Origin of the sequence: Streptomyces sp. NPDC091280 (genome assembly GCF_044768565.1) — a bacterium.
GTDB lineage: Bacteria > Actinomycetota > Actinomycetes > Streptomycetales > Streptomycetaceae > Streptomyces.
This window is the reverse complement of the sequence record NZ_JBIVUZ010000005.1, coordinates 356,549-383,230: the sequence shown is the minus strand read 5'-3', so window position 1 is coordinate 383,230 and position 26,682 is coordinate 356,549. Positions and strand designations below refer to the sequence as shown.

Sequence of the window (26,682 nt, the reverse complement as noted above, 5' to 3'; positions counted from 1 at the left end):
GGAGTGAACAGTGCGCGGAGCGGGAGCGGGGCCGGAGCTGCGGCCGGTGCGGGTGCGGGTGGGGGCGGGCTGGGCGCGAATCTGCTGGCCGTACGCAGTCACAACACCGCGCTGGTGCTCGACCTGCTGCGGACCGCCGGACCGGACGGGATCAGCCGCCTCGAACTCGCCGACCGCACCGGGCTCACCCCCCAGGCCGTCAGCAAGATCACGGCACGGCTGCGGGAGCCCGGACTGGTCGAGGAGGCCGGCCGCCGCGCCTCCACCGGCGGCAAACCGCGCACGGTGCTGCGCCTGGTCCCGGAGGCCGGCCACGCGGTCGGCGTGCACCTGGACCGGGACGAACTGCGGGTCGTCCTCGTCGATCTCACCGGGACGGTGGTCGCGGAGCGGGGCGCTCCGCTGGACCTGGGCGCGGGCGCCGGGGTGGTCGTGGAGGCGGTGGCCCGGGAGGTAGAGGGACTGGTGGCCGGGGAGGCGGGGGAGCCGGTGGCCCGGCAGGTAGAGGGGCTGGTGGCCCGGGAGGCGGAGGGGCCCGTGGGGGAGGTGGTCGGCCCTCTCGCGCGCTCCGGGCCCGCCCCCCACCCCTCCGTCGGCCGGCTGCTCGGTGTCGGCGTGGCCCTGCCCGGTCCCCTCGATCACCTCCACGGGGTGCTGCACCGCGTCACCGGGTTCCCCGAGTGGGACGGGTTCCCGCTGCGGGACGCGCTCGCGCGGCGGCTCGGGGTCCCGGTCGTGGTCGACAAGGACACGAACGCCGCCGCGCTCGGGCTGGCGGTCGGCGGGGAGGGCGGGGCCTTCGCCTATCTGCATCTCGGTACCGGACTCGGCGCCGGGCTGGTGATCGGCGGGGGTGTGCACCGGGGGGCGCGGACCGGGGCCGGGGAGTTCGGGCACCAGGTCCTCCAGCTGGACGGGCCGCCCTGCGACTGCGGCGACCGGGGCTGTATCGAGGCCCTGTGCCTGGCCGCCGTGGCACGCGGGGACATGGCCGAGGCGGCCCGGGTGCTGGGCGCGGGCGCCGCGAACCTCGTCGGGCTGCTGGACATCGACCTCGTGCTGCTGGGCGGCCGTACCGTCGCCGCCGACCCGGAACCCTTCGTCCGGGGAGTCGCCGCCGTCCTCGACGAGCGCGCCCGGCGCGAGGGGGCGGCCGAGGCCGCCGTACCGGTCCGGGTCGCTCCCGGCGGGGCGCGGGGGGTCGCGGAGGGGGCGGCGCAGCTGCTGCTCGGGCCGCTGTTCGGACGGGCGGACGGGTAGACAGGCGGCCCTGCGGGTGCGCGGTCCGGCCGGAGGAGGGCGGTTCCCCGGTGGCCGTCGCATTTCCGCCGAACAGGCGTCCCGTCGCGCCCGTTCGAGGCACCCCTCCGGCCGCGTCACCCGCCATCCGCCCCCGGCTCCGGCACGCTCATGTGCTTATGCGACTGCCCCTGAGACCACGTACCTCACCGCGCACCGCACCGCGACTGCGCACACCCCTGTCCCTCTGCCTCGCCGCAGCCGCCCCCCTGCTCGTCACCGTCCCACCGGCCCACGCGGCGGACACCACCCCCGGTTGTGCCGCCCCCGGCGCCCGTGCCTTCCCCCTCACCACCCGCATCCACGACGGCCCCGACACCTACGAGGCCGGCGGCGGCTACGGCACCTGGTATCTCGACCTCACCAACACCACCGCCCGCCCCTGCACCGCGATCCACCCGGTCGTCGTCCTCGTCGACCAACGGCGCGCCCTGAAGCCCGCCCAGCCCAGACTCGACTTCTACGACGGCACGACCGCGCGCCCGCACCCCGTCCGCTTCGCCACGACCGACGAGGCCGAACTCGTCGGCGCCTTCGACGACGGCTTCCCGGGCTTCACCGTCGACCCGGGCCAGACCCTCACCGTCAAGGTGCGCCTGGCGCTCGCCCCGGACGCCGGACCGAACGAGATCACCGCCAACGCGGCCGTCGTACAGCGCCATGCCGACGACGGCGACTGGGTCGGCCAGTCCAACGACTACCGCTTCGACGTCGAGGCGGGCCCGGGAGCCGGCCCGCCCACCCCTGCCGCGACGGCCCCCGCCGCCACGGCCCCGCCCGGCGAGGGCCTCTCGTTCACCGACGAACTCGCCCGCACCGGCATCGGCACCGCGCACCTCGTCCTGGCCGCCACCTCCGTCCTCCTGGTCACCGCCGGCGCCCTGCTGCTGGCCCGGAGGCGCCGATAGCGCGCGACCGGCCGCCGGGCCCGCGCTTCTGCGACGATCTGCGCGTGGACTACCCGAACGACCAGGCCCCCGGTGCCCCCGTCCGCTCCGGCATCCCGGAGCACGGCCGCATCCCCAAGTACTACGCGGTGAAGGCCGAGATCGCCGCGCTCCTCGACGAGTTGGGGGAGGGCGCGGCGATCCCCACCGAGCGCGACCTCACCGAGCGGTACGAGGTCGCGCGCGAGACCGTCCGGCAGGCGCTGCGCGACCTCCTGCTGGAGGGCAGGCTGCGCAGGCAGGGCCGGGGCACGGTCGTCGCGGGACCCAAACTGGAGCAGCCGCTCTCCCTGACCAGCTACACCGAGGGCGTACGACGGCAGGGGCGCACCCCGGGCCGCAGCCTGGTCGCGCTCGACCGCTTCCCGTGCCCCGCCGCGCTCGCCGCCGAGACCGGGCTGACCCGCGGCGAGCCCGTCTGGCACCTGGAGCGCCTGCTGCTCGCCGACGAGGAGCGGGTCGGCCTCGAAAGCACCTATGTCTCCGTCGCCCGACTCCCGCACCTGGACACGGACTTCGACCCCGGCACCTCCTTCTACGGCTATCTCGACGCGCGCGGCATCCGCTTCGGTGACGCCGACGAGCGCATCGAGACCGTGCTCGCCACCCCGCGCGAGGCCTTGCTCGTCGGTACCCCGCCCGCGCTGCCGATGCTGCTGATCCACCGGGTGTCGAGGGATGCCGAGGGGCTGCCGCTGGAACGGGTGCGGGGCCTGTACCGGGGTGACCGCTTCTCGTTCGTCACCAAGCTAACGAATCGATAACGGGTCTAGCCCAGACTTGCGGCCCTGGTTCACGCTCTGTACGTGAGAGTCACAGTCGTCGGAGGCGGTGTGGTCGGCACCATGCACGCCTGGCAAGCGGTGGAACGCGGCCACGAGGTCGTACAGATCGAGCGTGAGGCGGAGGCGCGCGGCGCGTCCCTGCGCAACTTCGGACAGATCTGGGTGAGCGGCCGGGCGGGCGGCGAGGAACTCGAAACCGCCCTGCGCGCAAGGGAGTTGTGGGAGGCGATCGGCCACCGGGTACCCGGGCTCGGCTTCCGGGCCAACGGCTCGCTGACCCCGGTGCGCGGCCCGCGCGAACTCGCCGTCGCCGAGGCCGCCGTGGCCCGCGAGGACGCCGCCGCCCGCGGGTACCGGCTCCTCACCCCCGCCGGGGCCCGCGCCCGCAACCCCGCGCTGCGCGGCGACTTCACGGCCGCCCTGTACTGCGAGCGCGACGCGGCCGTCGAACCCCGCACCGCCCAACTCGCCCTGCGCGCCGAGCTGTCGAGGTCCCCGCGCTACACCTTCCTGCCGGGCCGCGAGGTCCGCGAGGTCGTCGGCGAGCACGCGGTGCGCGACGACCACGGGGACGTGCACCCCGCCGACGCGGTGATCCTGTGCACCGGCGCCTGGCTCGGCGGCCTCGTCCGCGAACTCGCCGGACCCGAACTGCCCGTGCGCCGCGTCCGGTTGCAGATGATGCAGACCGACCCGCTCGGCGAACCCCTCCCCACCTCGGTCGCCGACGCCGACAGCTTCCGCTACTACCCCGCCTACCGGGGCCCCGCCCTGGACCGGCTCAACGACGCGCAGCCGCAGTCGCCGACCGCCGCCGCGCACGCCATGCAACTCCTCATGGTGCAGCGCGCCGACGGCGGCCTGACCATCGGCGACACCCACGCGTACGAGCACCCCTTCGCCTTCGACACCGTCGAGGACCCCTACGACCACCTCACCGAGGTCGTCGAGTCGCTGCTCGGCCGCCCGCTGCCCAGGATCCGCCGCCGCTGGGCCGGCGTGTACGCCCAGTGCACCGACCCCGGCCGGGTCGTCCACCGCCAACAGGTGCGCGACGGCGTGTGGTTGGTGACCGGTCCCGGCGGACGCGGCATGACCTGCTCCCCGGCGATCGCCGAGACCACCGCGAACGAACTGGACTGGTGAACCACCGATGAACCAGCTGGACCAGCACATCCGCCTCGTCGTCCTGGACATGGCCGGCACCACCGTCGCCGACGGCGGCCTCGTCGAGGAGGCGTTCATGGCCGCCGCCCGGCACCTGGGCGCGGACCCCGCCGCCATGCTCGACCACGTCCGCGCCACCATGGGCGAGTCCAAGATCTCCGTCTTCCGGCACCTGTTCGGCGAGGAGACGAAGGCCCAACAGGCCAACAGGGCCTTCGAGTCGGCCTACGCCGACCTCGTCGACGGCGGCCGGGTCGCCGCCCTCCCCGGTGCCCGCGAGACCATCGAGACCCTCAAGTCCCAAGGCCGCGCGGTGGTGTTGACGACCGGCTTCGCCCGCGCCACCCAGGACGCGATCCTGGCCGCCCTCGGCTGGCAGGACCTCGCGGACCTCACGCTGTGCCCCGCCGACGCCGGGGGCCGGGGACGCCCGTACCCGGACATGGTCCTCACCGCGTTCCTGCGGACGGGCGCCGCAGCCGCCGTAGGAGAGCTGGCCGTCGTCGGTGACACGTCCTACGACGTGCTCAGCGGGGTCCGGGCCGGGGCGGGCGTGGTCGCCGGTGTGCTCACGGGGGCGCACCGGCGGGACGCGCTGAGCGCGGCGGGCGCGACGCACGTCCTCGCCTCGGTCGCCGAACTGCCCGCACTGCTCACGCGGTGCGAGCCTCAGACCAGGTCCACGATGTCCGCGATGGAGTCCACGACCTTCGTCGGGCGGTAGGGGTAGCGGTCGAGGTCGGCCCGGGTGGTCAGACCGGTCAGCACCAGGAAGGTCGTCATCCCGGCCTCCAGGCCGGCCAGGACGTCGGTGTCCATCCGGTCGCCGATCATGGCGCTGGTCTCCGAGTGCGCGCCGATGGTGTTCAGCGCGCTGCGCATCATCAGCGGGTTCGGCTTGCCGACGAAGTACGGCTCCTTGCCGGTGGCCTTGGTGATCAGCGCGGCCACCGAACCGGTCGCGGGCAGGGCGCCCTCGGGGGAGGGGCCGGTGTTGTCGGGGTTGGTGGCGATGAACCGGGCCCCGTCGTTGATCAGCCGGATCGCCTTGGTCAGCGCCTCGAAGGAGTAGGTCCGGGTCTCGCCCAGGATCACGAAGTCGGGGTCCACGTCGGTCAGCACGTATCCGGCGTCGTGCAGCGCCGTCGTCAGTCCGGCCTCGCCGATGACGTAGGCGGTGCCGCCGGGGTGCTGGTTGTCCAGGAAGGCGGCGGTGGCCAGCGCCGAGGTCCAGATGTTCGCCACCGGCACTTCCAGCCCGATCCGGTTCAGCCGGGCGTGCAGGTCGCGCGCGGTGTAGATCGAGTTGTTGGTGAGGACCAGGAACGGACGCCCGGTCTCCCGCAGCTTCTTGATGAAGGCGTCCGCGCCCGGCACCGGGACGCCCTCGTGCATCAGCACGCCGTCCATGTCGGTGAGCCACGATTCGATGGGCTTGCGCTCTGTCATGGGCGGGCACTCCTGCTGCGGTACGCGGGCATGTGAGGTGACCATGCTATGCACACCCGCTGCCACCTCCCCCATACGGAGCAATCGGGCCCCGCCAGGGATGCGTGACCAGGTGGCGAGGAGGAGTCTCCAGATATCTGGAGGTTCACGATGGGCTCACTGAAAGTCACTCTCTGTGCGGGCGCGGCGGTCCTCGCGGCACTCACCCCGGCGGCCCACGCGGCGGACGGAGGCACGGTCTCGGTGACCCCCGCCTCCCCCGCCCCCGGCGCCGAGGTCGCGCTCAGGATCACCGGCTGCTCCGGTACGACGGGCTCGGCCGCGTCGGACGCGTTCGTCGCCGACGCGAAACTCGTCGGCACGGCCGGCACCCTCGCCGGCGAGACCCAGGTCCGCTCCGCGCTCGAACCGGGCGGCTACGACGTGCGGATCACCTGCGGCGGCATCACGGTCAAGGGTGCGATCAAGGTCGTGGCGAACGCGTCCGCATCCCCCTCCGCGCAGCCCCCGGCCTCGCCCGTCGCCCCCGTCCACGCGGGCGGCGGCGGCACCGCGCACCTCGCCGCCGCGGACGCCCGCGCGGCCGGTCCCGGTACCGCGCACGCGGTGGTCGGGCTGCTGCTGGCCGGTGTCGCCGCGACGGCCGTGGCGCTGCGCAGCGCCCGCCGGAGTCGCCGGCCGGCCGGGCCCGGGACGGGCTGACCGCTCGTGTTCGACCACGACCGGCCCGACGGGCCCGCGCGCTCCACCGGCACCGGACGGCTGCTGACCGGAGTGGCCTGGGCCGTGCTGCTGCTCGGCCTGTGGCTGTGGGGCCAGGACCTCACCGACATCCGGCAGGGCATATCCGCGCCGACCACCGGTGACGTGGCCGCGGTCGGCCGCCCCGCAGAGGCCGAACTCCCGCCCGCCGCCAAGCCCTTGGGCAACGCCCTGCCGCAGCGCATCGACATCCCCGACCTCGCCGTGCAGGCCCCGGTCGTGACCCGCGGTCTCGACGGGCGGGGCGCCATCGACCCACCGCCGTTCGACCAGGCCGGCGTGGTCGGCTGGTACGGCGGCGGGGTACGGCCGGGGGCCGCGGGAACCGCGCTGATGGTCGGGCACGTCGACACCGAGACCCGGCCCGCCGTCTTCTACAAGCTCAGCACCCTGCGCCCGGGCCGCGTCATCCGCGTCGTCCGCGACGACGGCAGGGTCGCCGACTTCACCGTCGACGACGTACGGGTGCTCTCCCGCGCCCACTTCGACGCCCAACAGGCCTACGGCACACGGCAGTCGGGCCGCGCCGAACTGCGTCTCATCACCTGCGGCGGCAGCTTCGACCGCGCCGACCGCAGCTACACGGCGAACGTGATCGTGTCCGCCTACCTCACCGGAACCGGAACCGGCACCGGACGCTGACCTACCCGGCCCGGCCGACGACCCGCTCCCCCCGAGGCCGCCGACCGGGCTGGTCCTCGACCGCGCGCGCCCGGGCTGCGGGAGTAACCCGGCGAACTGCGCGGGAGGCATGGGAAACACCATGGGGAAGGCGTGAACCGGCCGGGGGCTGGGGCCGTTCGAGTCGACTGTAGAACGAATGGGCGCCCGGGCCTAGAGGGCGAATGACGCCATGTCCCGGTGTGGTAGCTCCCTGTCATATGCACAGGTGGTCCCCGGTGCTACGGCGCCCTCAACTCGGCGTCGTCCACCCGCCGTTCGATCACCGAGCGGGCGACCCGGTCCAGCGGCAGCCGGCGCCGCCGCGCGTACCGGCGCAGCTCCCCGAACGCCTCGTCGGTACCCACCCGCCAGCGCTCCGCGAGCATCCCCTTGGCCTGCTCGATCCGCACCCGGCTCGACAGCGCCTCCTGCAACTGCCCCGCCAGGGAACGGTATTGGGCGTACGCGCGATGGTTGTGAAGACCCAGGCCCGCCGCGTCGGCCAGCGCCTGCGCCACCAGCAACTCCGAACCGCCGCCGTCCGAACGGCCGTCGGGCGGCGTCGCCACGAACACGTTGAGCGCGCCGAGCAGCGTGTCGCGCCGCCGCACCGGCACCGCGAACGTCGCCGCGATCCCGTGCCGCAGCGCCCGCTCGGTGAACTCCGGCCAGCGGGCGGCGGCATGGGCCACCCCGATCGACACCGGCGGCACCGCGCGCCCGGAGCCGTAGCTCTCCAGACAGGGCCCGCCGCCGCGCTGCGCCGCCAGCAACTCCAGCGCCACCGCCTCCCGATGACTGCTCCCGGCCAGCGACACGGCCTGCCCGCCGTCGATCAGCATCACCCCGGCCGCCCACGCGGACACCAACTCCACGCAGTGGTCGGACAGTCGGCGCAGATAGTCCACGGTGTCGAAGGACTCGGTCAATGTGTCGGCCGCCTCCACCAGCGCCGCGGCGAGCCTGCCCTCCCTGCCCGTCTGGTGCATGACGGCCACCTTCCCGCTCCGTTGGGCCGGGCGCCTACCCAGCGGAGCGGAGCTGTAACAACCGGCCGACAACATCCCGGACGTCCGCTGGGCGGCACGCCACGTATGTCACGATTGAGCCTTGGATCGGTACAGCCAAGGGGGAGTTGGATGTACGGCAGCCAGGGGACCCCGGTTCCCTTCGGCACACGGGCGTCGGCACTGGTCCTGGGGGCGGCACTGCTCCTGGCGGGATGCTCCTCGGGAGGCGGGGACGAGAAGCCCGACGCGGGAGCGACGATCACCCAGCAGCCCGGCGGCGCCGACCCGATCTGGGTCAACCCGGACACCAACGCGGCCCGCCAGCTCGCCGCCTACACCAAGGCCGGCCGGACCGCCGAGGCCGAACAGATCCGGAAGATCGCCGAACAGCCGACCGGCGAGTGGATCGGCCCGGAGAACCCGAAGGCGGAGGCCCAGGGCTTCACCGAGGCCGCCGACCGGGCCGGCCGCACCGCGCTCCTCGTCCTCTACAACATCCCGCACCGCGACTGCGGCCAGTACTCCCAGGGCGGCGCGGGCGACGGCGACTCCTACCGCGCCTGGATCGACGCGGTCGCCCAGGGCATCGCCGACCGCCCCGCCACGGTGATCCTCGAACCGGACGCCCTGCTCCACCTGGTGGACGGCTGCACCCCCGCCCAGTTCCAGGACGAGCGCTACGACCTCCTGAACCGCGCCATCACCACGCTCAAGGCCCTCAAGCACACGAAGGTCTATCTCGACGCGGGGAACGCCGGCTGGGGCCACCCCGACGAGATCTACCAGCCCCTGCGCCGCGCGGGCGTCGCCAAGGCCGACGGCTTCGCGGTGAACGTCTCCAACTTCTACTCCACCGAGGACTCCATCGCCTACGGCAAACAGCTCTCCGCCAGGTCCGGCGGCAAGCACTTCGTCATCGACACCAGCCGCAACGGCAACGGACCGTACACGGGCGGGGACGAGGACGAGAACTGGTGCAACCCGCCGGGCAGGTCCCTGGGAGAGACCCCGACCACGAGGACGGCGGACCCCTTGGTGGACGCCTACCTGTGGATCAAACGCCCGGGGGAGTCGGACGGCGAGTGCAAGGGCGGCCCGAAGGCGGGCCAGTGGTGGGCGAGTTACGCACTGGCCCTGGCCCGGTCGAGCAGGTGATCAGGGCACTTTCACCCACACCGCCTTGCTCGGTGTGCCCAGATCGTCGTCCACGAACAGCATGTACCACCCGGACGGCACCAGGTTCCGGTCCTTCGGGACCACCACCGTGACCTTGTTCCCGGCCGTCTTGAAGTCCAGCGCGACGGACCGCTGATCGACGTCCGTGACATGGGTCGACGCACTCGGCCGGATCAGCCGCGCCTTCTTGAGGGCGGAGGCGTGCCGCGAGGTGAACGTCCCCGACGCACCCCGCGCGATCGAGTCCGGCCCGCCGGAGAGCTCCGGCCGTGAGTCCCGGTACAGATACGGCGGCGTATAGATCTCGATCCGCTGCTCGAAGACCCCCGGCTTCGTGTTCGCCTTGTCCGCGTACAGCGAGTTGGACCCGAAGAACATCACCCGCCCGTCCGGCAGCAGAATCGACCCGGAGTGGTAGTTCCGCCCCACCAGCGGATCGGCGACCTTCTCGAAGGTGTTCGTGTCGGGGTGGTAGAGCCGCGCCTGGAGGATGTCGGAGTCACCGCGCCCCCGATAGTCCTCGGACCCGCCCGACACCAGCACGGTGTCGTCCGGCAGGATCGACGTCTGCGGATACCGCGTCCCCTTCTCCAGCGAAGGCCCGTCCACGAAACGGGGGTTGGCGTCCTTGAGATCGACCAGCCGGGTCCTGGCGGTCGACAGCTTCGACTCGCCGACACCCCCGCCCCCGATCACCATGTACTTCTCGTCCTGCGCCGGAGGCAACAGCACGGTCGCCGAGGTCTCCATCATGTTCGGGTCGCTGAGCCCGGGAATCCTCGTGAACCGGTTCGTGCCGACGTCCCAGACCCCGGGATCACGGCCCACGTCGTCCGGCCCGTACCCCGCGTTGGACCCGGAGTAGAACAGCTTCCCGTTCTCCATCAGGAACAGCGCCGGATACGTGGGGAACTGCCGCTTCGTCCTCGTGTACGTCCACTTCTTCGTCGCCGGATCGAAGATCTCGTTCTTCCCCGGCACCAACTGCCCGATGTCGTCGAGCCCGGAGACGCTGAGCACCTTCCCGTCGCTCAGTGTCGTCAGCGTCGGATACCAGCGCGCCTCGTTCATCGGATCGACCTTGATGTACTTCTCGGCGACCGGATCGAACTCGTAGGCGTTCTTGATCCCCTCGAAGTCCCGCTTGTCGAGCCCGAACTTGTTCCCGATGCCGTACGTGTTGCGCTCGTCGGCGCCGGTCAGCCCCTGGACGCGGTAGTTGTCCTGGGTGCCGGTCTCGTACTTCGTGCCCTCCTTGGGCGCCTCCACGACGACCCGGGCGTAACCGGGGTTGTTCCGCAGGAACCTGCCGGTGTTCTTGTCGAAGACCTTGGTCGCGCGCGGGATGAGCGCCGAGTCCGTGGACACGAACGACTTGCCGTTCGCCTTGCCGGTGAACCGTGTGCCCTGGGGCAGGGTCATCGGTTTGTCGGGGTTCTCGTTGTAGAGGATCATCACGCCCCCGGCCTTCTTCACATCCCCCTTCAGCTTCTCGTACTTCTTGGTGCCGCCCGCGATCAGCAGGTTGCCGTCGGCGAGTTGGGTGTGCCCGGTGCAGAACAGGTCGGCCGGGGTGGGCACCTTCTTGATGGTGCCCTTGACCGGGTCCCAGATCCGGGTGTCGAACCTCTTCGCGTCGAAGTTGTCCTGGTTGTTGCCCGACCCGGCGATGAGCAGCACCTTGCCGGTGCGCAGCAGCGCCGCGTGAATGGTGTCCTGCCGGTACTTCTTCGGGAACTCGATGATGTCCCAGTGCCCGTTCTCGGCCTTGTACTCGGGCTTGTCGATGACGTACTGGTGGTATCTCTCGGTGCCGAATCTGTACAGCCAGGGCCCGTTCATCCCGGCCAGGGCGATGACGACCACCGTGCTGATCGCAAGTCGACGGGCACGGCGCCGGCCGGCTTCCTTCATTCCTTGCGTCCCCCTGTCCCACCGAGCGCGATCCGCATGGTCTGCTCGCCGCTGCCCGCCGCCGCCCGACTGGGCCGCTGCTGCGGGACGGTGGGTGCGGGGACGACGGGAGGCCGCTTGCGCTCCTGGCGGACCATGTACCGCCAGGCGAGGATCGGCGACGCGGTGATCAGCAGGGCGAAGGCGGCCCAGGTGATCATCGCGGGGTGGGAGTGGCCGTTCTCGAACCCGGCCACCAGCGAGCCGCCGAAGACCAGGATGAAGAACCAGTGCACCCGGAAGGTCCCGAACGCCGTGTCGGGGCTGGCCGAGTCGCCCTTCGGCGTCACGACGAACCTGCTCTTCCTGCGCAGTACGGCGTCGAACAGCGAGCGCGCGTAGATCGGCGCCGACAGCGCGGACATCACCATGCCGGCGACCCCGCCCGACCCCTCCGGTTCGTGCGGGGAGACGTTGTGCCGCCGGTTCCAGACGTAGAGGCCGATCTGGAGCGCGGACGCGTTGCCGTAGAGCATCAGCCACACCGTCGGGTCGATGTTCACGCCCGAGGCGCCCAGGCCCAGGAACAGGGCGCAACTCAGCGCCGCCAGGATCCAGTTGAGCGCGGACATCGGGTAGAAGATGATCATCATGGTGTAGTTGAAGAGCTTGCCCGGAGGCATCGAGAAGAAGCCCTTCCAGTACTGCTTGAGGATCGTCTCGTACGTCCCCCGCGACCAGCGCAGCTGCTGGGTGAAGAAGTCCGTCCAGGCGCTGGGCCCCTCGCCCACCGCGAGCACGTCCGGCGTGTAGACCGACTTCCACTTCCGGCCGGTGGCCGGGTTCTTGGCCCGGTGCATCTCGAAGCCGGTGGCCATGTCCTCGGTGATCGAGTCGTACAGCCCGCCGATCTGCTGAAGTGCTTTGATCCGTACGGCGTTTGACGTGCCGACGAACATCGGCGAGCCGTAGCGGTTGCCGGCCCGCTGGATCAGGGCGTGGAAGAGGAACTGCTGCGACTCGGCGGCCTTGGTGACCGGGGTGTCGTAATTGCCGTACACCTGGGGGCCGATGACGAAGCCGACGTCCGGGTCGCGGAAGAAACCGAGCATCCGCTCCAGGTAGTTGGGCAGCGGGACGTGGTCGGTGTCGACGGAGGCGAAGTAGTCGTACGCGTCGCCGTGCGCCTCAAGCCAGGCGTTGTAGTTGCCGTGCTTGGTCTTCGCGCGGTGGGGGCCCTTGGGCCGGTTCCACCTCTCGACTCCCTTGCGGGTGAAGTGATGGACACCGAGCCGCCCGCACACCGCCTTGACCTCGGGGTCGTCGCCCTCGTCCAGCAGCCACACATGCAGCAGCCCCCGGTGGCGCAGCCGCACGGCCGCCTCCAAGGTCTTGGTGACCATCTCCAGGGGCTCCTTGCCGGGCACGAACGTCGTGATGAACGCGACTCTCGTGCCGGTCTCGGGCACCACCGGGACCGGGTCGCGGGCGACCAGCGTGGCGTGCGCGTTGGACAGCACGTTCATGCAGCGGAAGAACTCGATCAGACCGATCGCGACCAGCATCACGATGTCCAGCGCGGGCAGGAAGTCGTAGGCGGGATAGTCGCGTTGGGTCCAGTGCTCGGGCTGCATCAGCCAGCCCAGCAGGATCAGCGAGAGCAGCGGCGCGGCCCCCAGCATGAGCGCGGCGCGCACACGGTGCGTCTCCTGCGACAGCAGCGACCGGTACTGGACCGTGTAGGGCCGGTCCGGGGCGGGCTGGGTGAGGGGTCCCGCGAGGCGGCTGTAGTGCTCGTAGTCGTATCTCGGAAGTGTGTTCCGGATCCGGTGCAGGCCGGCGGTCCGGTGCCCCGGGACTCTGAGTTCGGTGGTTTGTGACGGGTCGAAGCCCTGTCGGGCGCCCGTCGGCGTCGACGTCATGAGTCATCCCCCCACACGCGAGAACGCGCGTGTCTGTTTGTCTCGGCCGCCCGCCGGAGAGTCCCCCTCGACCCACGACGGACGTGTCAGTGGTGGCCACAGTCACCACACAGTCCGCTCACAGAGACATGCGGCTGCGACCGTCCGGTTGCGCGATGCCCCCTCCGACATCTGTTCCAGCGCGGGGCCCCTCCTCCCCGCGAAACCGCGCAACCGGTCCCTTACCCCCTCAACTGCCGTGTATCGACAGCATCTTCAACAGGGTTCTACGCTGCTCCTCTTGATCGCAAGACACGAAACACGGTGTTTACCGGTCATACGCGTTCATTGGGGCGGGTGTGAGGATCATGCGGAGCCGTCGCCGACAGGCGGGTACGCACGTTGTCGAAGTGGTCCCTTATGGCCCGCTCGGCGCGTTCCGCGTTCCCGGACCGGACCGCGTCGAGGATCTCCCGGTGCTGGCGGCAGGTGACCTCGGGGTCCTGCGGGCCGGTGGCGAGATCGGTGTGGACGCGGTGGAAGGCGTCCCAGAAGGCCTCCAGGACCTCGCTCAGCAGCGCGTTGTCCAGTCCCCGGTAGAGGGTGGCGTGAAAGGCCCGGTCGGTGGCCGCGAGCCCGACGCCCTCGGTGGCCTCCCGCTCCATCCGCCGTACCAGCGCGTCCAGTTCGACGAGATCACGCTCGGGCAGCCGCCCCGCGAGCCGGGCCACGAGCCCCGACTCCACCGCCTCCCGCAGTTCGAGCAGTTGCAGCAGGCTGTCCTCGCCGCGGTAGTGCCCGACGACGGTACGGAACGCGAGGCCCTCGACCATCGGCGCGAGCGACATCGGGCCGACGTACGTCCCGAACCCGTGCCGGATCTCGACGATCCCCATCGCCTGCAAGGCCTTGAGCGCCTCGCGCACCGAGTTCCGGCTCGCGCCGAGGAACACCATCAGCTCGGGCTCGGTCGGCAACGGCGCCCCCGAGGGCAGCCGACGGTCGAGGATGAGCTTCTTGATCCGCTCCTGGAGGTCACGGGCTGCCATGGCGAGAGGGTATCCGGCCAAACGGGGGGAGAGCTGTGTTCCGCCCGGACGGATGTTCCACTCCACCCACGCGAAAGGCCCCCCGCAGTGCGGAGGGCCTCGCTGTCTGTGCGCCGCCAGGGACTCGAACCCCGGACCCGCTGATTAAGAGTCAGCTGCTCTAACCAACTGAGCTAGCGGCGCCTGCTGACCTGGGCAACTCTACCGGACGGTGACGGGTGCTCCTGACCACGCCCCCCGCCACCCGCTCACCCTTCCGGGAGGCGCTGTACATCATTCGGACCGTCAACATGCGAGTCCGGAAGACAGTTGAGAAACTGGCGCACGTGCACGAGCGCGGAAATATCCACCTGGAGTGTGAGGGGTATCGCATGGAGACTCCGGTATTCGAGGAATTCGATCCCGCGAGCGATTGTGATTGCCCAGGATGCGTTCACCGGCGGCGCGCCCAGGCGCATTCCCCGGCCGGCCGCGCCGGCGGACCCGTCACCGCCCAGCGGATCCTGGTCGTGGCCGCCGCCGCGTCCGCGAGCCTCGCCGCAGGGCACGCCGTACCGGCCCTCGCCGCCCCCCACACCCCGGCCGCGCCCGGCGTTCCCGCAGCTGACACGGGTGACGAGCCCGCCACCCCGCAGGGCGGCAAGGCCCCGCTGCACGGCCCGAGCGGGAGACCGGCGAAGCCGGCCGGTGTCCTCAGGGCGCCCGCGACCACCCGGGCGGAGATCATCAACCGGGCCAAGACCTGGATCGCGGCGCAGGTGCCGTACAGCATGAACGAATACTGGTCCGACGGTTACCGGCAGGACTGCTCGGGGTTCGTCTCGATGGCGTGGGGGCTGCCGGGGAACGAATGGACCGGCAGTCTCGACCAGTACGGGACGCGTATTTCCAAGGAGGAACTACAGCCCGGCGACATTCTGCTGTTCCACAATCCGGAGAATCCCGAGAAGGGTTCCCACGTCGTCATTTTCGGCGGCTGGACCGACTACACGCACACCTACTACATCGCCCTGGAGGAGACGCCCTCGCACGCCCGGCGCCAGTCCACGCCGTACGCGTACTGGAGCCACAGCGCCAACTACGTCCCCTACCGCTACAAGGGCCTGACGGACGGCACGGCGGAGGCGACCCCCAAGCCGACGGTGCCCGCGGTGCCCCCGGTGACACCGGCCGGCGCGGTCACGCCGAGGACGCCGTACCCGGGAGCGGCGTATTTCGGCCCCGGCGCCGACAACAAGTACGTCACCCAGCTCGGCACGATGCTCATCGCCCGGGGCGCCGGCTCCTACTACACCTCGGGCCCCGGCCCGGTCTGGTCGGACGCGGACCGGCTCGCCACCCAGGCCTTCCAGCGGGCCCAGGGCTGGACCGGCGCGGACGCGGACGGCCTGCCGGGACCGATGACCTGGGAGCTGCTGGTCACCGGCAAGGGCAAGAACATCGGCGGCACGGTCGTGGGCGCGGCCGGCCCGCCCGCCGCCACCGCCCCGCACGGTGTCCCCGCCTACCCCGGCCGGGGCATGTTCCGCCCGGGTGCGAACAACAAGTACGTCACCGAACTCGGGAAGCAGCTGGTCAAGAAGGGCTTCGGCAGGTACTACACGACCGGTCCGGGCCCGCGCTGGGGCGAGCCGGACCGGCGCAACGTCGAGGCCTTCCAGCGCGCCCAGGGCTGGCGCGGCAGTGCGGCGGACGGCTACCCGGGGCCGGAGACCTGGCGCCGCCTCTTCTCGTGAGCACGCCCATCACCCCGCAGCACGCTCATCACCCCGCTCATCACACCCCGCTCGTCCCCACCCGTTGTGACGCATCTGGCGCGGAGGCTGGAGGCAACCATGAGTACGACGACCACTTCACAGACGCCCGAGAACGAGGAACCCGCGGGGCCGCCCGAAGCGGCGCAGCCCCGGCCCGCGCGCCTCATCCAGAACGAGGCGACCACCGAGATCCCCGTCCACCTGCTGTTCCGCGACGACCCCGACCCGGTGTCGCTGCCGCTCAGGCCCGCCGTCGTGGGCCGCAGACAGGGCACCGGTGAACAGCCGCGCTTCCGCTGCCCGCTCCCGGCCAAGCCGCGCCCGGCGCCGGAGGTCGACCCCGCTCTGGTGGAACGCCCGGCCCGGGTGCTGCCCGGCTCGGCGGGCGTGCTCGCCGGTTCCTGCGGACTGGCCGGCTGCCTCGCCGCCTCGTGGTGGGCGGGCGTCCTGCCCCCGCTCGCGACCGAGGCGCTACGGCTGCCGATCCACGCCGGTGCCGGCCTCGGTCCCGCGCAGTGGGCCGCGTACGCCGGGGCCGGCGCGCTCGGGCTGTTCGGCTTCGGCGGGCTGGCCCGGGGCCGTACCGGAGGGGCCTGGGTGCTGGGCCTGTTCGGGCGGTACCGGGGGACCGTCCGGCGCACCGGACTGATGTGGGTCAACCCGCTGCTGCTGCGCCGCCGGGTCGACGTACGGCTGCGGCACTGGCGCAGCGAGCCGATGCCGGCCGCCGACGCGAACGGGGTCGCGCTGCGGGTCGCGGTGCTCGTGGTGTGGCGGGTGCGGGACACCGCGCGGGCCACGCTCGGGGTCGAGGACCACGAGACGTATCTGCGCGAGTGCGTGGAGGCGGCGCTGACCCGGGTGCCGGTGGAGCCCCCGGGCGGTGGCACGAAGGGCGCGGCCGAGCCGGCGGTCGACGCGCTGACCCGGCTGGTCGCGGCGGACGCGGCGCCGGTCGGCATCGAGGTGTTCTCGGTGCAGCCGCTGCGGGTCGAGTACGCCCCCGAGGTGGCCGCGGCGATGACCCGGCGCCGTATCGCGGCGCTGGACGCGCAGCAGCGGGCGACGATGCTCAGCTCGGTGGTCGACTCGGTCGAGGACACCGTGACCCGGCTGACCATGCGCGGGCTGGTGGAGCTGGACGACTACGAACGCAAGGCGCTGGTGAAGGACTTGACGGTGGCGTTCTGCTCGGGGCGGGGGGAAGCGGGCCCGTGACTGGTATGGACACAGTCAAGTAGTGGCAATAATCTGGGACTTGGTCTAGACCTGCACGGCTCACGGAACTCCCCACACGTTCTCCAGGAGCGGCAGCATGCGCAAAAAGACCAAGTGGTACGCGGGCGCGCTCGGGCTCACCACGGCCGGGGCCATCGTGCTCTCGTCCGGGGCCGCGAGCGGTCACGGCTACACCGACCTCCCCATCAGCAGGCAGAAGCTCTGCGCCAACGGCACGGTGACGAACTGCGGTGACATCCAGTACGAGCCGCAGAGCGTCGAGGGCCCCAAGGGCTTCCCGGCCGCCGGGCCCGCCGACGGCCAGATCTGCAACGGCGGCCTGAGCCGCTTCGCCCAGCTCAGCGCGCCGAAGACCCCGTCCGGCACCGCCTGGCCGACGACGAAGGTGACGGGTGGTCAGTCGTACACCTTCCGCTGGCAGTTCACGGCCATGCACGCCACCACGGACTTCAAGTACTACGTCACCAAGCCGGGTTGGAACCAGAACCACAACCTGGCCCGCTCGGACCTCAACACCACGCCGTTCCTCACCGTCCCCTACAACGGCCAGCGCCCGCCGGCCACCCTCTCGCACAGCGGCACCCTGCCGTCCGGCCTGACCGGCCACCACGTGATCGTCGCGGTGTGGACGATCGCGGACACCACCAACGCGTTCTACGCCTGCTCGGACGTCACGTTCTGAGCTTCGCTTGAGACAGTCCGGTGTTCCCCGGGGGTAGGTTCCCTCCACCAAGCGGTACTTGACCTCGGGGGCACCATGGAAGCGCTGTTCTACGCCGTACCTCTGCTCATGATCGCCGTCGCGGTGTGCGGCGCGGTCGCCGTGGCCCGCCGCTCGCGGCGGGTCACCAGTGCCTGGAACAGCGGGCTGACGGCCGAGGGCCGCTGTCTGCGGACGTACACCACGACCAGCGGCGGCGGCGACACCATGGTGTCGACGACACTGCACCACGTCTACGAGTTCACCACCCGCGAGGGCCGCACCGTCCGCTTCGAGGAGCCGAACGGGCCGGGCACGACCCTGGAAGGGGACATCGTCACCGTGCACTACACGGCGGACCACCCCGAACAGGCCACGGCCCACGTCCCCGCCCGCGGGAAACTCGCCGCGGCGACCGGCTGCGTCCTGGTGTTCCTCGGGGTCTTCATCGCCCTCTGCATCGGGTTCGTGTTCGCGGCCCACGAGTTGTTCACGCTGACCGGCGACTTCATGGGTCCGTAGGCTCCACATCTGACGGAACGTCAACTACCGTGCGCCTCCATGGAGTCCAGGAGGCGTACCGTCGCGGAACTCGTACAGGCGCGGTGGGAGGACCACCGCCCCGGGCTGTGGTGCGGGCACCAGGTGCTCACCCACCACGAGGTGGCGGCGGGCGCCGCGGCCAGGGCGGCGCTGCTGACCGACCTGCTCGCGCCCGGCGCCCCGCCCCACATCGGCGTACTGCTCGACAACACCCCGGAATATCCCCTGTGGTTGAGCGCGGCGGCCCTCGCGGGCGCGGCCGTCGCCGGCATCAACCCCACCCGCCGGGGCCCCGAACTGGCCCGCGACATCCTGCACACCGAATGCCGCCTCCTGATCACCGAGCGCACCCACCTCCCCCTGATCGAACACCTCCAACTCCCCGGCGTCCGCGTACTCGTGACGGACACTCAGGCCTACGGCGAGCTCCTCGCGCCGTACGCGGACGCGAAACCGGACGCCTTCTCCCGCGCCACCCCCGAGGACCGGGTCCTGCTCTACTTCACCTCCGGTTCCACCGGCGCCCCGAAGGCCGCGATCTGCACCCAGGGCCGACTGGCCGCCGCCGGAGCCTCGCTGGTCGACAGCTTCCGGGTCGGCCCGGACGACGTGCACTACATCTGCATGCCGATGTTCCACGGCAACGCGGTGATCGCCGACTGGGCACCGGCGCTGGCGGCCGGGGCGGGCGTGGCGCTGCGCCGCCGGTTCTCGGCCTCGCGGTTCCTGGACGACGTACGGGCCTACCGGGCCACGTACTTCACCTACGTCGGCCGTGCCGTGCAGTACGTCCTGGCCACCGAGGAACGCCCCGACGACCGGGACAACCCGCTGCGGACGGGCTTCGGGACGGAGGCCGGGGCGGTGGACGCGGCGGCCTTCGAGCGGCGGTTCGGGGTGCGGCTGGTGGAGGGGTACGGGTCCTCGGAGGGCGGGGCGGCGGTGCAGTGGTCGCCGGGGACACCGTCCGGGGCGGTCGGGCGGGCGGCGCCCGGACTCGCCGTACTCGATCCGGAGACCCGCGCGGAGTGCCCGCCCGCCGTCTTCGACTCGGCCGGGCGGCTGCTCAACGGGGAAGAGGCGATAGGGGAGTTGGTGAACCGGGGCGCCAACCCCTTCGAGGGCTACTGGCGCAACCCGCAGGCCGACGCGGAACGGCGCCGGGCGGGCTGGTACTGGACCGGCGACCTCTTCTACCGCGACACCGACGGCTACCTCTACTTCGCCGGCCGCACCGACGACCGCCTCCGCGTCGACAGCGAGAACCTGGCCGCCGCGATGATCGAGAACATCGTCGCCCGCTACGAGGGCGCCGACGCGGTCGCGGTGTACGCGGTGCCGGACCCGGTGACCGGCGACCAGGTCATGGCCACCGTCGCCGGCCGCTTCGACCCGCTAGCCTTCGCCGAATTCCTGCTCGCCCAGCCGGACCTGGGCACGAAGATGGCGCCGCGCTTCGTACGGGTGGTGGAGCGGATGCCGGTCACCGCGACCAACAAGATCCACCGGGCGGGGCTCAGGAAAGAGGGCATCCGATGCGCCGATCCGGTGTGGTGGCGGCCACCGGGGGAGGCGGCGTACCGACTGCTGACCCCGGAGGACGCCGATGGGCCCCTCGTCGGAACGAGGGGCCCATCCGCGTCATCGTGCGCCGCCAGGGACTCGAACCCCGGACCCGCTGATTAAGAGTCAGCTGCTCTAACCAACTGAGCTAGCGGCGCGTGACTCACGCCTTCCGCTGGATCTGAGTCTCGCGGAGGGCGACGAGAAAAATACTACCTGGTCCGGAGGGGTGCTCAGGACCAGTGCCGGGGGCGGTCGCTAGATGGCCAGGGAGAGCAGGACCGGGCCCGCCTCGCGGTTCAGGGTGTCGGCCGCGCGGCGCAGGCGGTGGGCGTGCTCGACCGGGAGGGACAGGGCCAGGCAGCCCACCGAGGAACCGGCCGTGATCGGGACGGCCGCGCAGACCGTGCCCACCGCGTACTCCTGGAGGTCGAGGTGGGGGACGGTCGGCGGCTGGGTCTCCAGGCGGGAGAGCAGCAGCTTGTCGCTGGTGATGGTGCGCGAGGTGAGGCGGGCCAGCTTGTGGCGGGAGAGGTGGTCGCGGCGGCCGTTGTGGTCGAGCTGGCCCAGCAGGCTCTTGCCGAGCGCGGTGGCGTGCGCGGAGAAGCGGAAGTCGACCCACTCGTTGACCGCCGGGGTGGTGGGCCCGGCCGCGTACTGGGTGATGGTGACCTCGCCGTCGACGTACCGGCTGACGTAGACCGCCGCGCCCAGGGAGTCGCGCAGCCGGTCCAGGGTCCGCTGGATCTGCTCGCGCACCGCCTGGTCGCGTCCGGCCGCGGAGCCGAGCCGGCCCAGGGCCTCGCCGGTGACGTAGGCGCCGTCGGTGAGCTGCTCGACGTAGCCCTCGCGGCGCAGGGTCCGCAGCAGTATGGTCAGGCGCTCGGCGTCGAGGCCGGTGCGGCGGGCCAGTTCGGTGTCGGTGACACCGGTGGTGTGTCCCGCGACGGTCTCCAGGATGCGCAGTGCGTCCTGTACCGAGTGGTAGGGAGCGGTCGGCTCGTGCATCAGCGCCACGGTGTTTCTCCCTGCGCTCGCTTTTTGGGCCGTGATACCGGACAGCGAATCCTCTCCACGATAGCTGTCAAACGGCCGATGTGGAGCGGCTGTTGGCGAGATTGTGGCCCTCCTCATGCCCTCCCAACTGGGGCGCGAACCTTTTGGCATATGCCAAAGGCATGCCACGTCGCGTGGACCTTGGGTGTTCGATCGTTCACTCGACGTAGTTGAACGGACGTCAAAGAATCGCGCCGAGGAATTCCCGGGTCCGCTGCTGCTCCGGATCGCCGAAGATCCGCTCCGGCGGGCCCGATTCGATGACCCTGCCCGCGTCGAACATCAGGACCTGGTCCGAGATGTCCCGGGCGAAATTCATCTCGTGGGTCACACAGAGCATGGTGATGTCGGTGGTGCGGGCGATGTCCCGCAGCACGTCGAGCACGCCCGCGACCAGCTCGGGGTCCAGCGCGGAGGTCACCTCGTCCAGCAGCAGCACCCGCGGGCGCATCGCCAGCGCCCGCGCGATGGCCACCCGCTGCTGCTGGCCGCCGGAGAGCCGGGTCGGGCGGGCGCCGGCCTTGTCGGCGAGGCCGACCAGGTCCAGCAGTTCCAGGGCGCGCGCCTCCGCCTCGTCCTTGTGCAGGCCCAGCACGGTGACCGGTGCCTCGGTGATGTTGCGCAGCACGGTCATGTTCGGGAACAGGTTGAACTGCTGGAACACCATCCCGATCTTCCTGCGGATCTCGCGGACCCGCTTCTCCGGCGCCGGGAAGAGCCGCTCCCCGTCGACGGTGATCGTCCCCTCGTCCGGCTTCGTCAGGGTCATCAGCAGCCGCAGGATCGTGGTCTTGCCCGACCCGGAGGGGCCGATCAGGGTGACGTGCTTGCCGGACTCGACGGAGAAGTCGAGGTCGTCGAGGACGGTGGTGGACCCGAAGCGCTTGGTGACGTGGTCGAGCCGGATCAGCTCGCTGCCGTCGACCGGCGGGTTGGCGTGCGCGTCGGGATCCTTCATCAGGGATGTGTCAGTGGACAAGGCGTCGCTCCAGGGCTCGGATCAGCAGGGAGGCGGGACAGGAGATGAGGACGAAGGCGACCCCGATCACCGTGACGGGCTCGGTGAACTGGAAGTGCTGCTGGGAGAAGAGCCGGGCCTGGCCCAGCAGTTCGAGCACGGTGATCACCATCAGGATCGGGGTGTCCTTGAGCATCGCGATCACGTAGTTGCCGAGCGCCGGGACCACCCGGCGGATCGCCTGCGGCAGGATCACGGCCGTCCAGGTCCGGCGCACCGGAAGGTTCAGCGCGGTCGCCGCCTCCCACTGGCCGACGGGCACCGCCTCGATGCCCGCGCGGTAGACCTGCATCGTGTACGTCGAGTAGTGCAGCCCGATCGCGAGGACACCGGTGGTCAGCGCGGAGAAGGCCAGGCCCCACTCCGGCAGCACATAGAACAGGAAGAAGAGCTGCACCAGCAGCGGGGTGTCCCGCACGAACTCGGTGACGGCCCCGACCGGCCAGCGCACCCACCGCGTCGGCGTCCGCATCAGCAGCGCCCACACCAGCCCGAGCCCGAACGAGATCAGCGAGCCGAGGACCAGCGCCCGGAGGCTGACGGCCAGACCGTCCCAGAAGTACGGCATGAAGTCGCGCACGGCGTTCCAGTCCCAGTTCACGCGACCCCACCCCCGACACCCGCGGTCCGCCCGCGCCCGGACCCGGTGCTCGCGGGCCCCTTGCCGATGCCGGCCTTCAGCTTCCGCTCCAGCCCGCGCATCAGCCGGGTGAGCGCGAAGGCGATCACGAAGTAGATCAGCAGGATGTACGTGTAGATCTCCGCGCTCTGTTGCAGGGCGAGCCGCACCAGGTTGGCGCTGAAGGTCAGATCGCCCATGCCCATGACCGACACCAGGGCGGTGCCCTTGAGGAGTTCGATCAGCAGGTTGCAGAAGGGCGGGACGGTCTCCGGCACCGCCTGCGGCAGCAGGATCAGCCGCATCCGCTGCCAGGGCGTGAAGCTCAGCGCGACACCGCCCTCCTGCTGCGCCGGGTCGACCGCGGCCAGCGCGCCGCGCACGATCTCCGAGCCGTAGGCGCCGTAGGTCAGGCCGAGTGCGAGGGTGCCCGCCCACAGCGGGACCAGCTGCCAGCCGAAGGCGACCGGCAGCACGAAGAACACCCAGAAGATCATGACGAGGGCGGAGGTGCCGCGGAACACCTCGGTGTAGAAACCGGCGAGGAAGCGGACGATCCACCGCCGGTGGGTGCGGGCGATGCCGACGACGAAGGACACGGCGGTCGCCAACAGCGCGCTGAGGACGAGGAGTTGGAGGGTGGTCCAGATCCCCTTGAGGACGAGTTCCCACAGACCTGAGGTCATCCGCCGCAGAGCTCCTTCGCGGTGAGGTCCGTCATCTCGGCCCTGGTGAACCCGAAGGGCCGCAGGATGCGGAGGAGTTCGCCGCTCTTCTTGAGCTTGCGCAGCTCGACGTTGAAGGCGTCCCGCAGCGCGGTCTCGGTCGGCCGGAACGCGAACGCGCCCCCGTCGACATGGGGTTTGCCGTCGACCAGCGGCGCGAAGGCTTCGGTCGCCTCCGTCTTCGCCGACTTCCGTACGACGGCGCGGACGGTGACCGCCGTACCGGCGAAGACGTCGACGCGCCCCGCCTCCACAGCGTTCAGCCCGGCGACCTGGTCCGGCACGATCAGGATGTCGCTCTGCTCGTATCCGGCGTCCACGGCGTACTGGATCTCCGCGTAGCCGGTCCCGGTCGCGAACCTGGCCTTCTTCTCCACGACGTCCCGGTAGTCGTGCAGCCCCTTCGGATTCCCCTTGCGGACGACGAAGGAGTCGAGCATCTGGTAGTCCGGGTCGGCGAAGACGACCTGCGCGCAGCGCTCCGGGTTCACGTACATCCCGGCGGCCACGACGTCGAACTGCTGCGAGTTCAGCCCCGGGATGAGCGAGCCGAACTCGGTGGGCACCGGCTGGACCCGGCCGACGCCGAGACGCTTGAAGATTGCTTTCGCCAACTCCGGTGCCTCACCGGTCAGTTGCCCGTTCCGGTCGATGTAGCCGAAGGGGATCTCGCCCGCTATCCCCAGCCGTACGACGCCCTGCGCCCGCAGCCGGTCGAGCAGATCGCCGCCACCGGCGGCCGACGCGGTGGCCACGCGGCTACAGCCGGCCGCGCCCAGCGCGCCGGCCGCCGCCACCCCGGCGAGCAGCGCCCGGCGGGTGTGACCCGGCGTGCGACCGGATGACTGTCTGTCGTTCCCATGTGGTGGAGCCATGGGCGCGCGGCTACCCGATCGCAAACGGGTTATGCGCCCCGGATTCCGAGCAGCGCGTGCGCCGCCCGCAGCACCAGGTCGTCCCGGTGCCGGGCCGCCACGAGCTGCATCCCGATCGGCAGCCCGTCCCCGTCGCTGCCCACGGGGACGGTGGCGGCGGGCTGCTGGGTCATGTTGAAGGGGTACGTGAACGGGGTCCAGCCCGTCCAACGGCGGTACCCGGAGCCCTTCGGGACCTCGACGCCCGCCTCGAACGCGGTGATCGGCAGGGTGGGCGTGACCAGCAGGTCGTAGTGCTCGTGGAACAGGCCCATACGGCGGCCGAGTTCCGCGCGGACGTCCACCGCCGCCAGCTGGTCCAGCGCGGAGAGGCCCGCTCCCGTCGCGCTGATCTCCCGCAGCCCGGGGTCGAGCAACTCCCGCTGCCGGGGCGTGAGTTTCTGGGTCACCCGGGCCGCCCCGGCGAACCACAGGGTGTGGAAGGCGTCCACCGGGTCGGTGAGGTCGGGATCGGTCTCCTCGACGTACGCGCCGAGGGCGGCCAGCCGCTCCACGCCCCGCCGTACCGCCGCCGCGACCGCCGGACGCACCGCGACCTGGCCGCCGAGGGAGGGCGAGTAGGCGATCCGCAGGCCCCGCACGCCGTGCGCGAGCGCCTCGCTGAAGGAGACCGGGGACCGGTCCAGGCCCGACCAGTCGCGCGGATCCGGGACCCCGATCACGCCCAGCAGCAGCGCCGCGTCCGCCGCGTCCCGGGTCATCGGGCCCACGTGCGAGAGCGTGCCGAACGCGCTCGCCGGGTACAGCGGCACCCTGCCGTACGTCGGCTTCAGCCCGAAGATCCCGCAGAAGGACGCGGGGATACGGACGCTGCCGCCGCCGTCCGTGCCCAGCGACAGCGGGCCCGCGCCGAGGGCGACCGCCGCTGCGCTGCCGCCGCTCGAACCGCCGGAGGTGCGGGAGGGGTCGTGCGGGTTGCGGGTGATGCCGGACAGCGGGGAGTCCGTGACGCCCTTCCAGCCGAACTCCGGGGTCGTGGTCCGGCCCAGGAACACCGCGCCGTGCTCGCGCAGCCGGGCCACCGAGGGCGCATCCTCGTCCCAACTGCCGTGCTCCTCAACGGTCCTGGAGCCGCGCAGGGTCGGGACACCGCGCTGCGGCAGGATGTCCTTCACGGTGACCGGCACCCCGTCCAGCAGCCCGGCCGGCTCGCCGCGCCGCCAGCGCTCCGCCGACTCCGCCGCCCGCGCCAGCGCGCCCGCCGCGTCCAGCCGTACGAACGCGTTCACGACGGGCTGGATCTCCGCCGCCCGGTCGAGGGCCGCGCGGGTCGCCTCCACGGGGCTGAACTCCCCTCTGCGGTAGCCGTCCAGGAGTTCCACGGCGGTCAGCTCGGTGAGTTCGGTCGTCATCCGGCCCTCCAGGCTTGGGAGTTCAGTGCCCAGGTACGTACCCACGCTTCTTGTCGACCACGTTCCGCAGCGGCTTTCCGGCCGCCCAGCGCTCGTACAACTCCACGAACTGCGCGCCGAGTTCGTCCCGCCAGCCGACCGTGTCGCCGCTCATGTGCGGGGACACGATCAGTCCCGGGACCTGCCACAACGGGCTGTCGGGGGTGAGGGGTTCGGTCTCGAAGACGTCCAGCGCGGCGCCCGCGATCCAGCGTTTGGTGAGCGCCTCCGCGAGCGCGTCCTGTACGACGAGCTGGCCCCGGCCCACGTTGACGAACCGCGCCGAGGGCTGCATGCAGCCGAACCGGCGGGCGTCGAACATGCCCCGCGTCTCGTCGGTCAGCGGGGCCGCCGAGACCACCCAGTCGGCGCGGGCCATCAGCCGGTCCAGTTCGCCGGGGCCGTGGATACCGGTGCGCGGGGTACGGCCGACCAGCGCCGTCGTCACACCGAGTGCCTTCAGCACCCGGACGATCGCCCGCCCGATCGGCCCGGAGCCGACCACGCAGGCCCGGGTCCCGGCCACCCGCTGCGCCTCGCGGTGCCGCCAGGTCCGCTCCCGCTGGAGGTCCAGCGTCCTTGGCAGGTCCTTGGCCATCGCGAGGACGAGGGCGGCGACGTACTCGGCGATCGGGTCGTCGAAGATGCCGCGCGCGTTGGTCACCACCGTGTCGCAGGCGGTGAGTTCGGGGCACATCAGGTGGTCCACGCCGGCGCTGGCCGTGTGCACCCAGCGCGGCCTGGGACCCTCGCCCGGCCAGGCGGCGCGCACCGCGTCCGAGGCGAAGTCCCACACCAACAGGACGTCGGCGAAGGGCAGTTGGTCCGCGAGCGTGGACGCGTCGGCGTGCCGCACGTGCACCCGGCCGGTGAGTCTGCCCAGGCGGGGGAGCGGATCGGCGTCCAGGACCAGAACGGTGGGCCGGGCAGCGGGAGTTGCGGTCATGCGGAGCCGTTTCTCGCGGAGGCCCACCGGGGCGCGGCCGTCTGACATGCGCGGATTGCCACGCTCGCACTCGAACCCACCTTCGTCAA

24 protein-coding genes, 2 tRNA genes and 1 pseudogene are annotated in these 26,682 nt (G+C 71.5%); 13 read left to right on the top strand and 14 right to left on the bottom strand.

The genetic code is table 11. From position 1 onward, the window contains the following. The first annotated feature begins 3 nt into the window (after nt 1–3). The 5 genes from ACIQPR_RS17750 to ACIQPR_RS17730 all read left to right on the top strand — a co-directional run bounded on the left by ACIQPR_RS17750 (nt 4) and on the right by ACIQPR_RS17730 (nt 4,922). A complete protein-coding gene (locus ACIQPR_RS17750; RefSeq protein WP_403648772.1) occupies nt 4–1,260 on the top strand; it encodes an ROK family protein in 1,257 nt (418 codons plus the stop codon). 158 nt (nt 1,261–1,418) lie between these two features. Next, the gene (locus tag ACIQPR_RS17745; RefSeq protein WP_403648770.1) at nt 1,419–2,207 is read left to right on the top strand and encodes a hypothetical protein; all 789 of its coding nucleotides are present in this window, start codon (nt 1,419–1,421) and stop codon (nt 2,205–2,207) included. Nucleotides 2,208–2,251: 44 nt separating this feature from the next. Beyond that, a complete protein-coding gene (locus tag ACIQPR_RS17740; protein ID WP_403648767.1) occupies nt 2,252–3,010 on the top strand; it encodes a GntR family transcriptional regulator in 759 nt (252 codons plus the stop codon). 81 nt (nt 3,011–3,091) lie between these two features. Further along, the gene (locus ACIQPR_RS17735) at nt 3,092–4,177 is read left to right on the top strand and encodes a TIGR03364 family FAD-dependent oxidoreductase (RefSeq protein ID WP_403649352.1); all 1,086 of its coding nucleotides are present in this window, start codon (nt 3,092–3,094) and stop codon (nt 4,175–4,177) included. 7 nt (nt 4,178–4,184) lie between these two features. Continuing rightward, nucleotides 4,185–4,922, top strand: coding sequence for a phosphonatase-like hydrolase (locus tag ACIQPR_RS17730; RefSeq protein ID WP_403648764.1), 738 nt, complete (start codon nt 4,185–4,187; stop codon nt 4,920–4,922). On the opposite strand, the gene ACIQPR_RS17725 is transcribed toward ACIQPR_RS17730, so the two are convergent. Then, on the bottom strand, nt 4,868–5,647 hold the full coding sequence (locus tag ACIQPR_RS17725; protein WP_403648761.1) for an HAD-IIA family hydrolase: 780 nt from the start codon (nt 5,645–5,647) through the stop codon (nt 4,868–4,870). The genes ACIQPR_RS17730 and ACIQPR_RS17725 overlap by 55 nt on opposite strands. 150 nt (nt 5,648–5,797) lie before the next feature. Between ACIQPR_RS17725 and ACIQPR_RS17720 the strand changes: the two genes are divergently transcribed. Further along, the gene (locus tag ACIQPR_RS17720) at nt 5,798–6,349 is read left to right on the top strand and encodes a hypothetical protein (RefSeq protein WP_403648759.1); all 552 of its coding nucleotides are present in this window, start codon (nt 5,798–5,800) and stop codon (nt 6,347–6,349) included. Between the two features lie 6 nt (nt 6,350–6,355). Beyond that, entirely contained in the window at nt 6,356–7,051 is a 696-nt protein-coding gene (locus tag ACIQPR_RS17715) for a class F sortase (RefSeq protein WP_403648756.1), read from the top strand. Between the two features lie 260 nt (nt 7,052–7,311). Here ACIQPR_RS17715 and ACIQPR_RS17710 read toward each other — a convergent pair whose 3' ends face one another. Next, the gene (locus ACIQPR_RS17710) at nt 7,312–8,061 is read right to left on the bottom strand and encodes an ANTAR domain-containing protein (protein ID WP_403648754.1); all 750 of its coding nucleotides are present in this window, start codon (nt 8,059–8,061) and stop codon (nt 7,312–7,314) included. Nucleotides 8,062–8,211: 150 nt separating this feature from the next. Between ACIQPR_RS17710 and ACIQPR_RS17705 the strand changes: the two genes are divergently transcribed. Further along, the gene (locus tag ACIQPR_RS17705; RefSeq protein WP_403648752.1) at nt 8,212–9,237 is read left to right on the top strand and encodes a glycoside hydrolase family 6 protein; all 1,026 of its coding nucleotides are present in this window, start codon (nt 8,212–8,214) and stop codon (nt 9,235–9,237) included. Here the strand turns inward: ACIQPR_RS17705 and ACIQPR_RS17700 are convergent, their stop codons facing one another. The 4 genes from ACIQPR_RS17700 to ACIQPR_RS17685 all read right to left on the bottom strand — a co-directional run bounded on the left by ACIQPR_RS17700 (nt 9,238) and on the right by ACIQPR_RS17685 (nt 14,284). Next, nucleotides 9,238–11,172: a galactose oxidase-like domain-containing protein gene (locus ACIQPR_RS17700; RefSeq protein WP_403648749.1), complete on the bottom strand. Its 1,935-nt coding sequence runs from the start codon at nt 11,170–11,172 to the stop codon at nt 9,238–9,240. It lies immediately after the preceding gene. Continuing rightward, complete coding sequence (locus ACIQPR_RS17695) at nt 11,169–13,073, bottom strand: glycosyltransferase family 2 protein (protein WP_403648746.1); 1,905 nt, start codon at nt 13,071–13,073, stop codon at nt 11,169–11,171. Before ACIQPR_RS17695 ends, ACIQPR_RS17700 begins: the two co-directional genes overlap by 4 nt. 314 nt (nt 13,074–13,387) lie before the next feature. Beyond that, nucleotides 13,388–14,101, bottom strand: a complete 714-nt coding sequence (locus tag ACIQPR_RS17690) for a FadR/GntR family transcriptional regulator (protein ID WP_403648743.1) — start codon at nt 14,099–14,101, stop codon at nt 13,388–13,390. Between the two features lie 109 nt (nt 14,102–14,210). Continuing rightward, nucleotides 14,211–14,284, bottom strand: a tRNA-Lys gene (locus ACIQPR_RS17685). 188 nt (nt 14,285–14,472) lie between these two features. Between ACIQPR_RS17685 and ACIQPR_RS17680 the strand changes: the two genes are divergently transcribed. The 5 genes and pseudogenes from ACIQPR_RS17680 (at nt 14,473) to ACIQPR_RS17660 (ending at nt 20,022) form a co-directional block, all read left to right on the top strand. Then, nucleotides 14,473–15,837: a peptidoglycan-binding protein gene (locus ACIQPR_RS17680; protein WP_403648740.1), complete on the top strand. Its 1,365-nt coding sequence runs from the start codon at nt 14,473–14,475 to the stop codon at nt 15,835–15,837. A 99-nt stretch (nt 15,838–15,936) separates the two neighbouring features. After that, a complete protein-coding gene (locus ACIQPR_RS17675) occupies nt 15,937–17,076 on the top strand; it encodes an SPFH domain-containing protein (protein ID WP_403648738.1) in 1,140 nt (379 codons plus the stop codon). Nucleotides 17,077–17,173: 97 nt separating this feature from the next. Beyond that, a complete protein-coding gene (locus ACIQPR_RS17670) occupies nt 17,174–17,779 on the top strand; it encodes a lytic polysaccharide monooxygenase (protein WP_403648735.1) in 606 nt (201 codons plus the stop codon). 75 nt (nt 17,780–17,854) lie between these two features. Next, the gene (locus ACIQPR_RS17665; RefSeq protein ID WP_403648732.1) at nt 17,855–18,319 is read left to right on the top strand and encodes a DUF3592 domain-containing protein; all 465 of its coding nucleotides are present in this window, start codon (nt 17,855–17,857) and stop codon (nt 18,317–18,319) included. Nucleotides 18,320–18,358: 39 nt separating this feature from the next. Then, a pseudogene (locus ACIQPR_RS17660) lies at nt 18,359–20,022 on the top strand (long-chain-fatty-acid--CoA ligase). Here ACIQPR_RS17660 and ACIQPR_RS17655 read toward each other — a convergent pair. The 8 genes from ACIQPR_RS17655 to ACIQPR_RS17620 all read right to left on the bottom strand — a co-directional run bounded on the left by ACIQPR_RS17655 (nt 19,988) and on the right by ACIQPR_RS17620 (nt 26,593). Further along, nucleotides 19,988–20,061, bottom strand: a tRNA-Lys gene (locus ACIQPR_RS17655). The pseudogene ACIQPR_RS17660 and the gene ACIQPR_RS17655 sit on opposite strands and share 35 nt — an antisense overlap. Before the next feature lie 100 nt (nt 20,062–20,161). Further along, on the bottom strand, nt 20,162–20,920 hold the full coding sequence (locus ACIQPR_RS17650) for an IclR family transcriptional regulator (protein ID WP_403648730.1): 759 nt from the start codon (nt 20,918–20,920) through the stop codon (nt 20,162–20,164). 220 nt (nt 20,921–21,140) lie between these two features. Next, the gene (ehuA, locus tag ACIQPR_RS17645; RefSeq protein ID WP_403649349.1) at nt 21,141–21,917 is read right to left on the bottom strand and encodes an ectoine/hydroxyectoine ABC transporter ATP-binding protein EhuA; all 777 of its coding nucleotides are present in this window, start codon (nt 21,915–21,917) and stop codon (nt 21,141–21,143) included. Nucleotides 21,918–21,927: 10 nt separating this feature from the next. Further along, a complete protein-coding gene (ehuD, locus tag ACIQPR_RS17640; protein WP_403648727.1) occupies nt 21,928–22,578 on the bottom strand; it encodes an ectoine/hydroxyectoine ABC transporter permease subunit EhuD in 651 nt (216 codons plus the stop codon). Continuing rightward, entirely contained in the window at nt 22,575–23,282 is a 708-nt protein-coding gene (ehuC, locus tag ACIQPR_RS17635) for an ectoine/hydroxyectoine ABC transporter permease subunit EhuC (RefSeq protein WP_403648724.1), read from the bottom strand. The genes ehuD and ehuC overlap by 4 nt, the downstream gene beginning before the upstream one ends. Further along, nucleotides 23,279–24,196, bottom strand: coding sequence for an ectoine/hydroxyectoine ABC transporter substrate-binding protein EhuB (gene ehuB / locus ACIQPR_RS17630; RefSeq protein ID WP_403648721.1), 918 nt, complete (start codon nt 24,194–24,196; stop codon nt 23,279–23,281). Before ehuB ends, ehuC begins: the two co-directional genes overlap by 4 nt. A 29-nt stretch (nt 24,197–24,225) precedes the next feature. Continuing rightward, the gene (locus ACIQPR_RS17625) at nt 24,226–25,608 is read right to left on the bottom strand and encodes an amidase (protein ID WP_403648718.1); all 1,383 of its coding nucleotides are present in this window, start codon (nt 25,606–25,608) and stop codon (nt 24,226–24,228) included. A 22-nt stretch (nt 25,609–25,630) separates the two neighbouring features. Beyond that, on the bottom strand, nt 25,631–26,593 hold the full coding sequence (locus ACIQPR_RS17620) for a D-2-hydroxyacid dehydrogenase (protein ID WP_403648716.1): 963 nt from the start codon (nt 26,591–26,593) through the stop codon (nt 25,631–25,633). Nucleotides 26,594–26,682 lie beyond the last annotated feature (89 nt).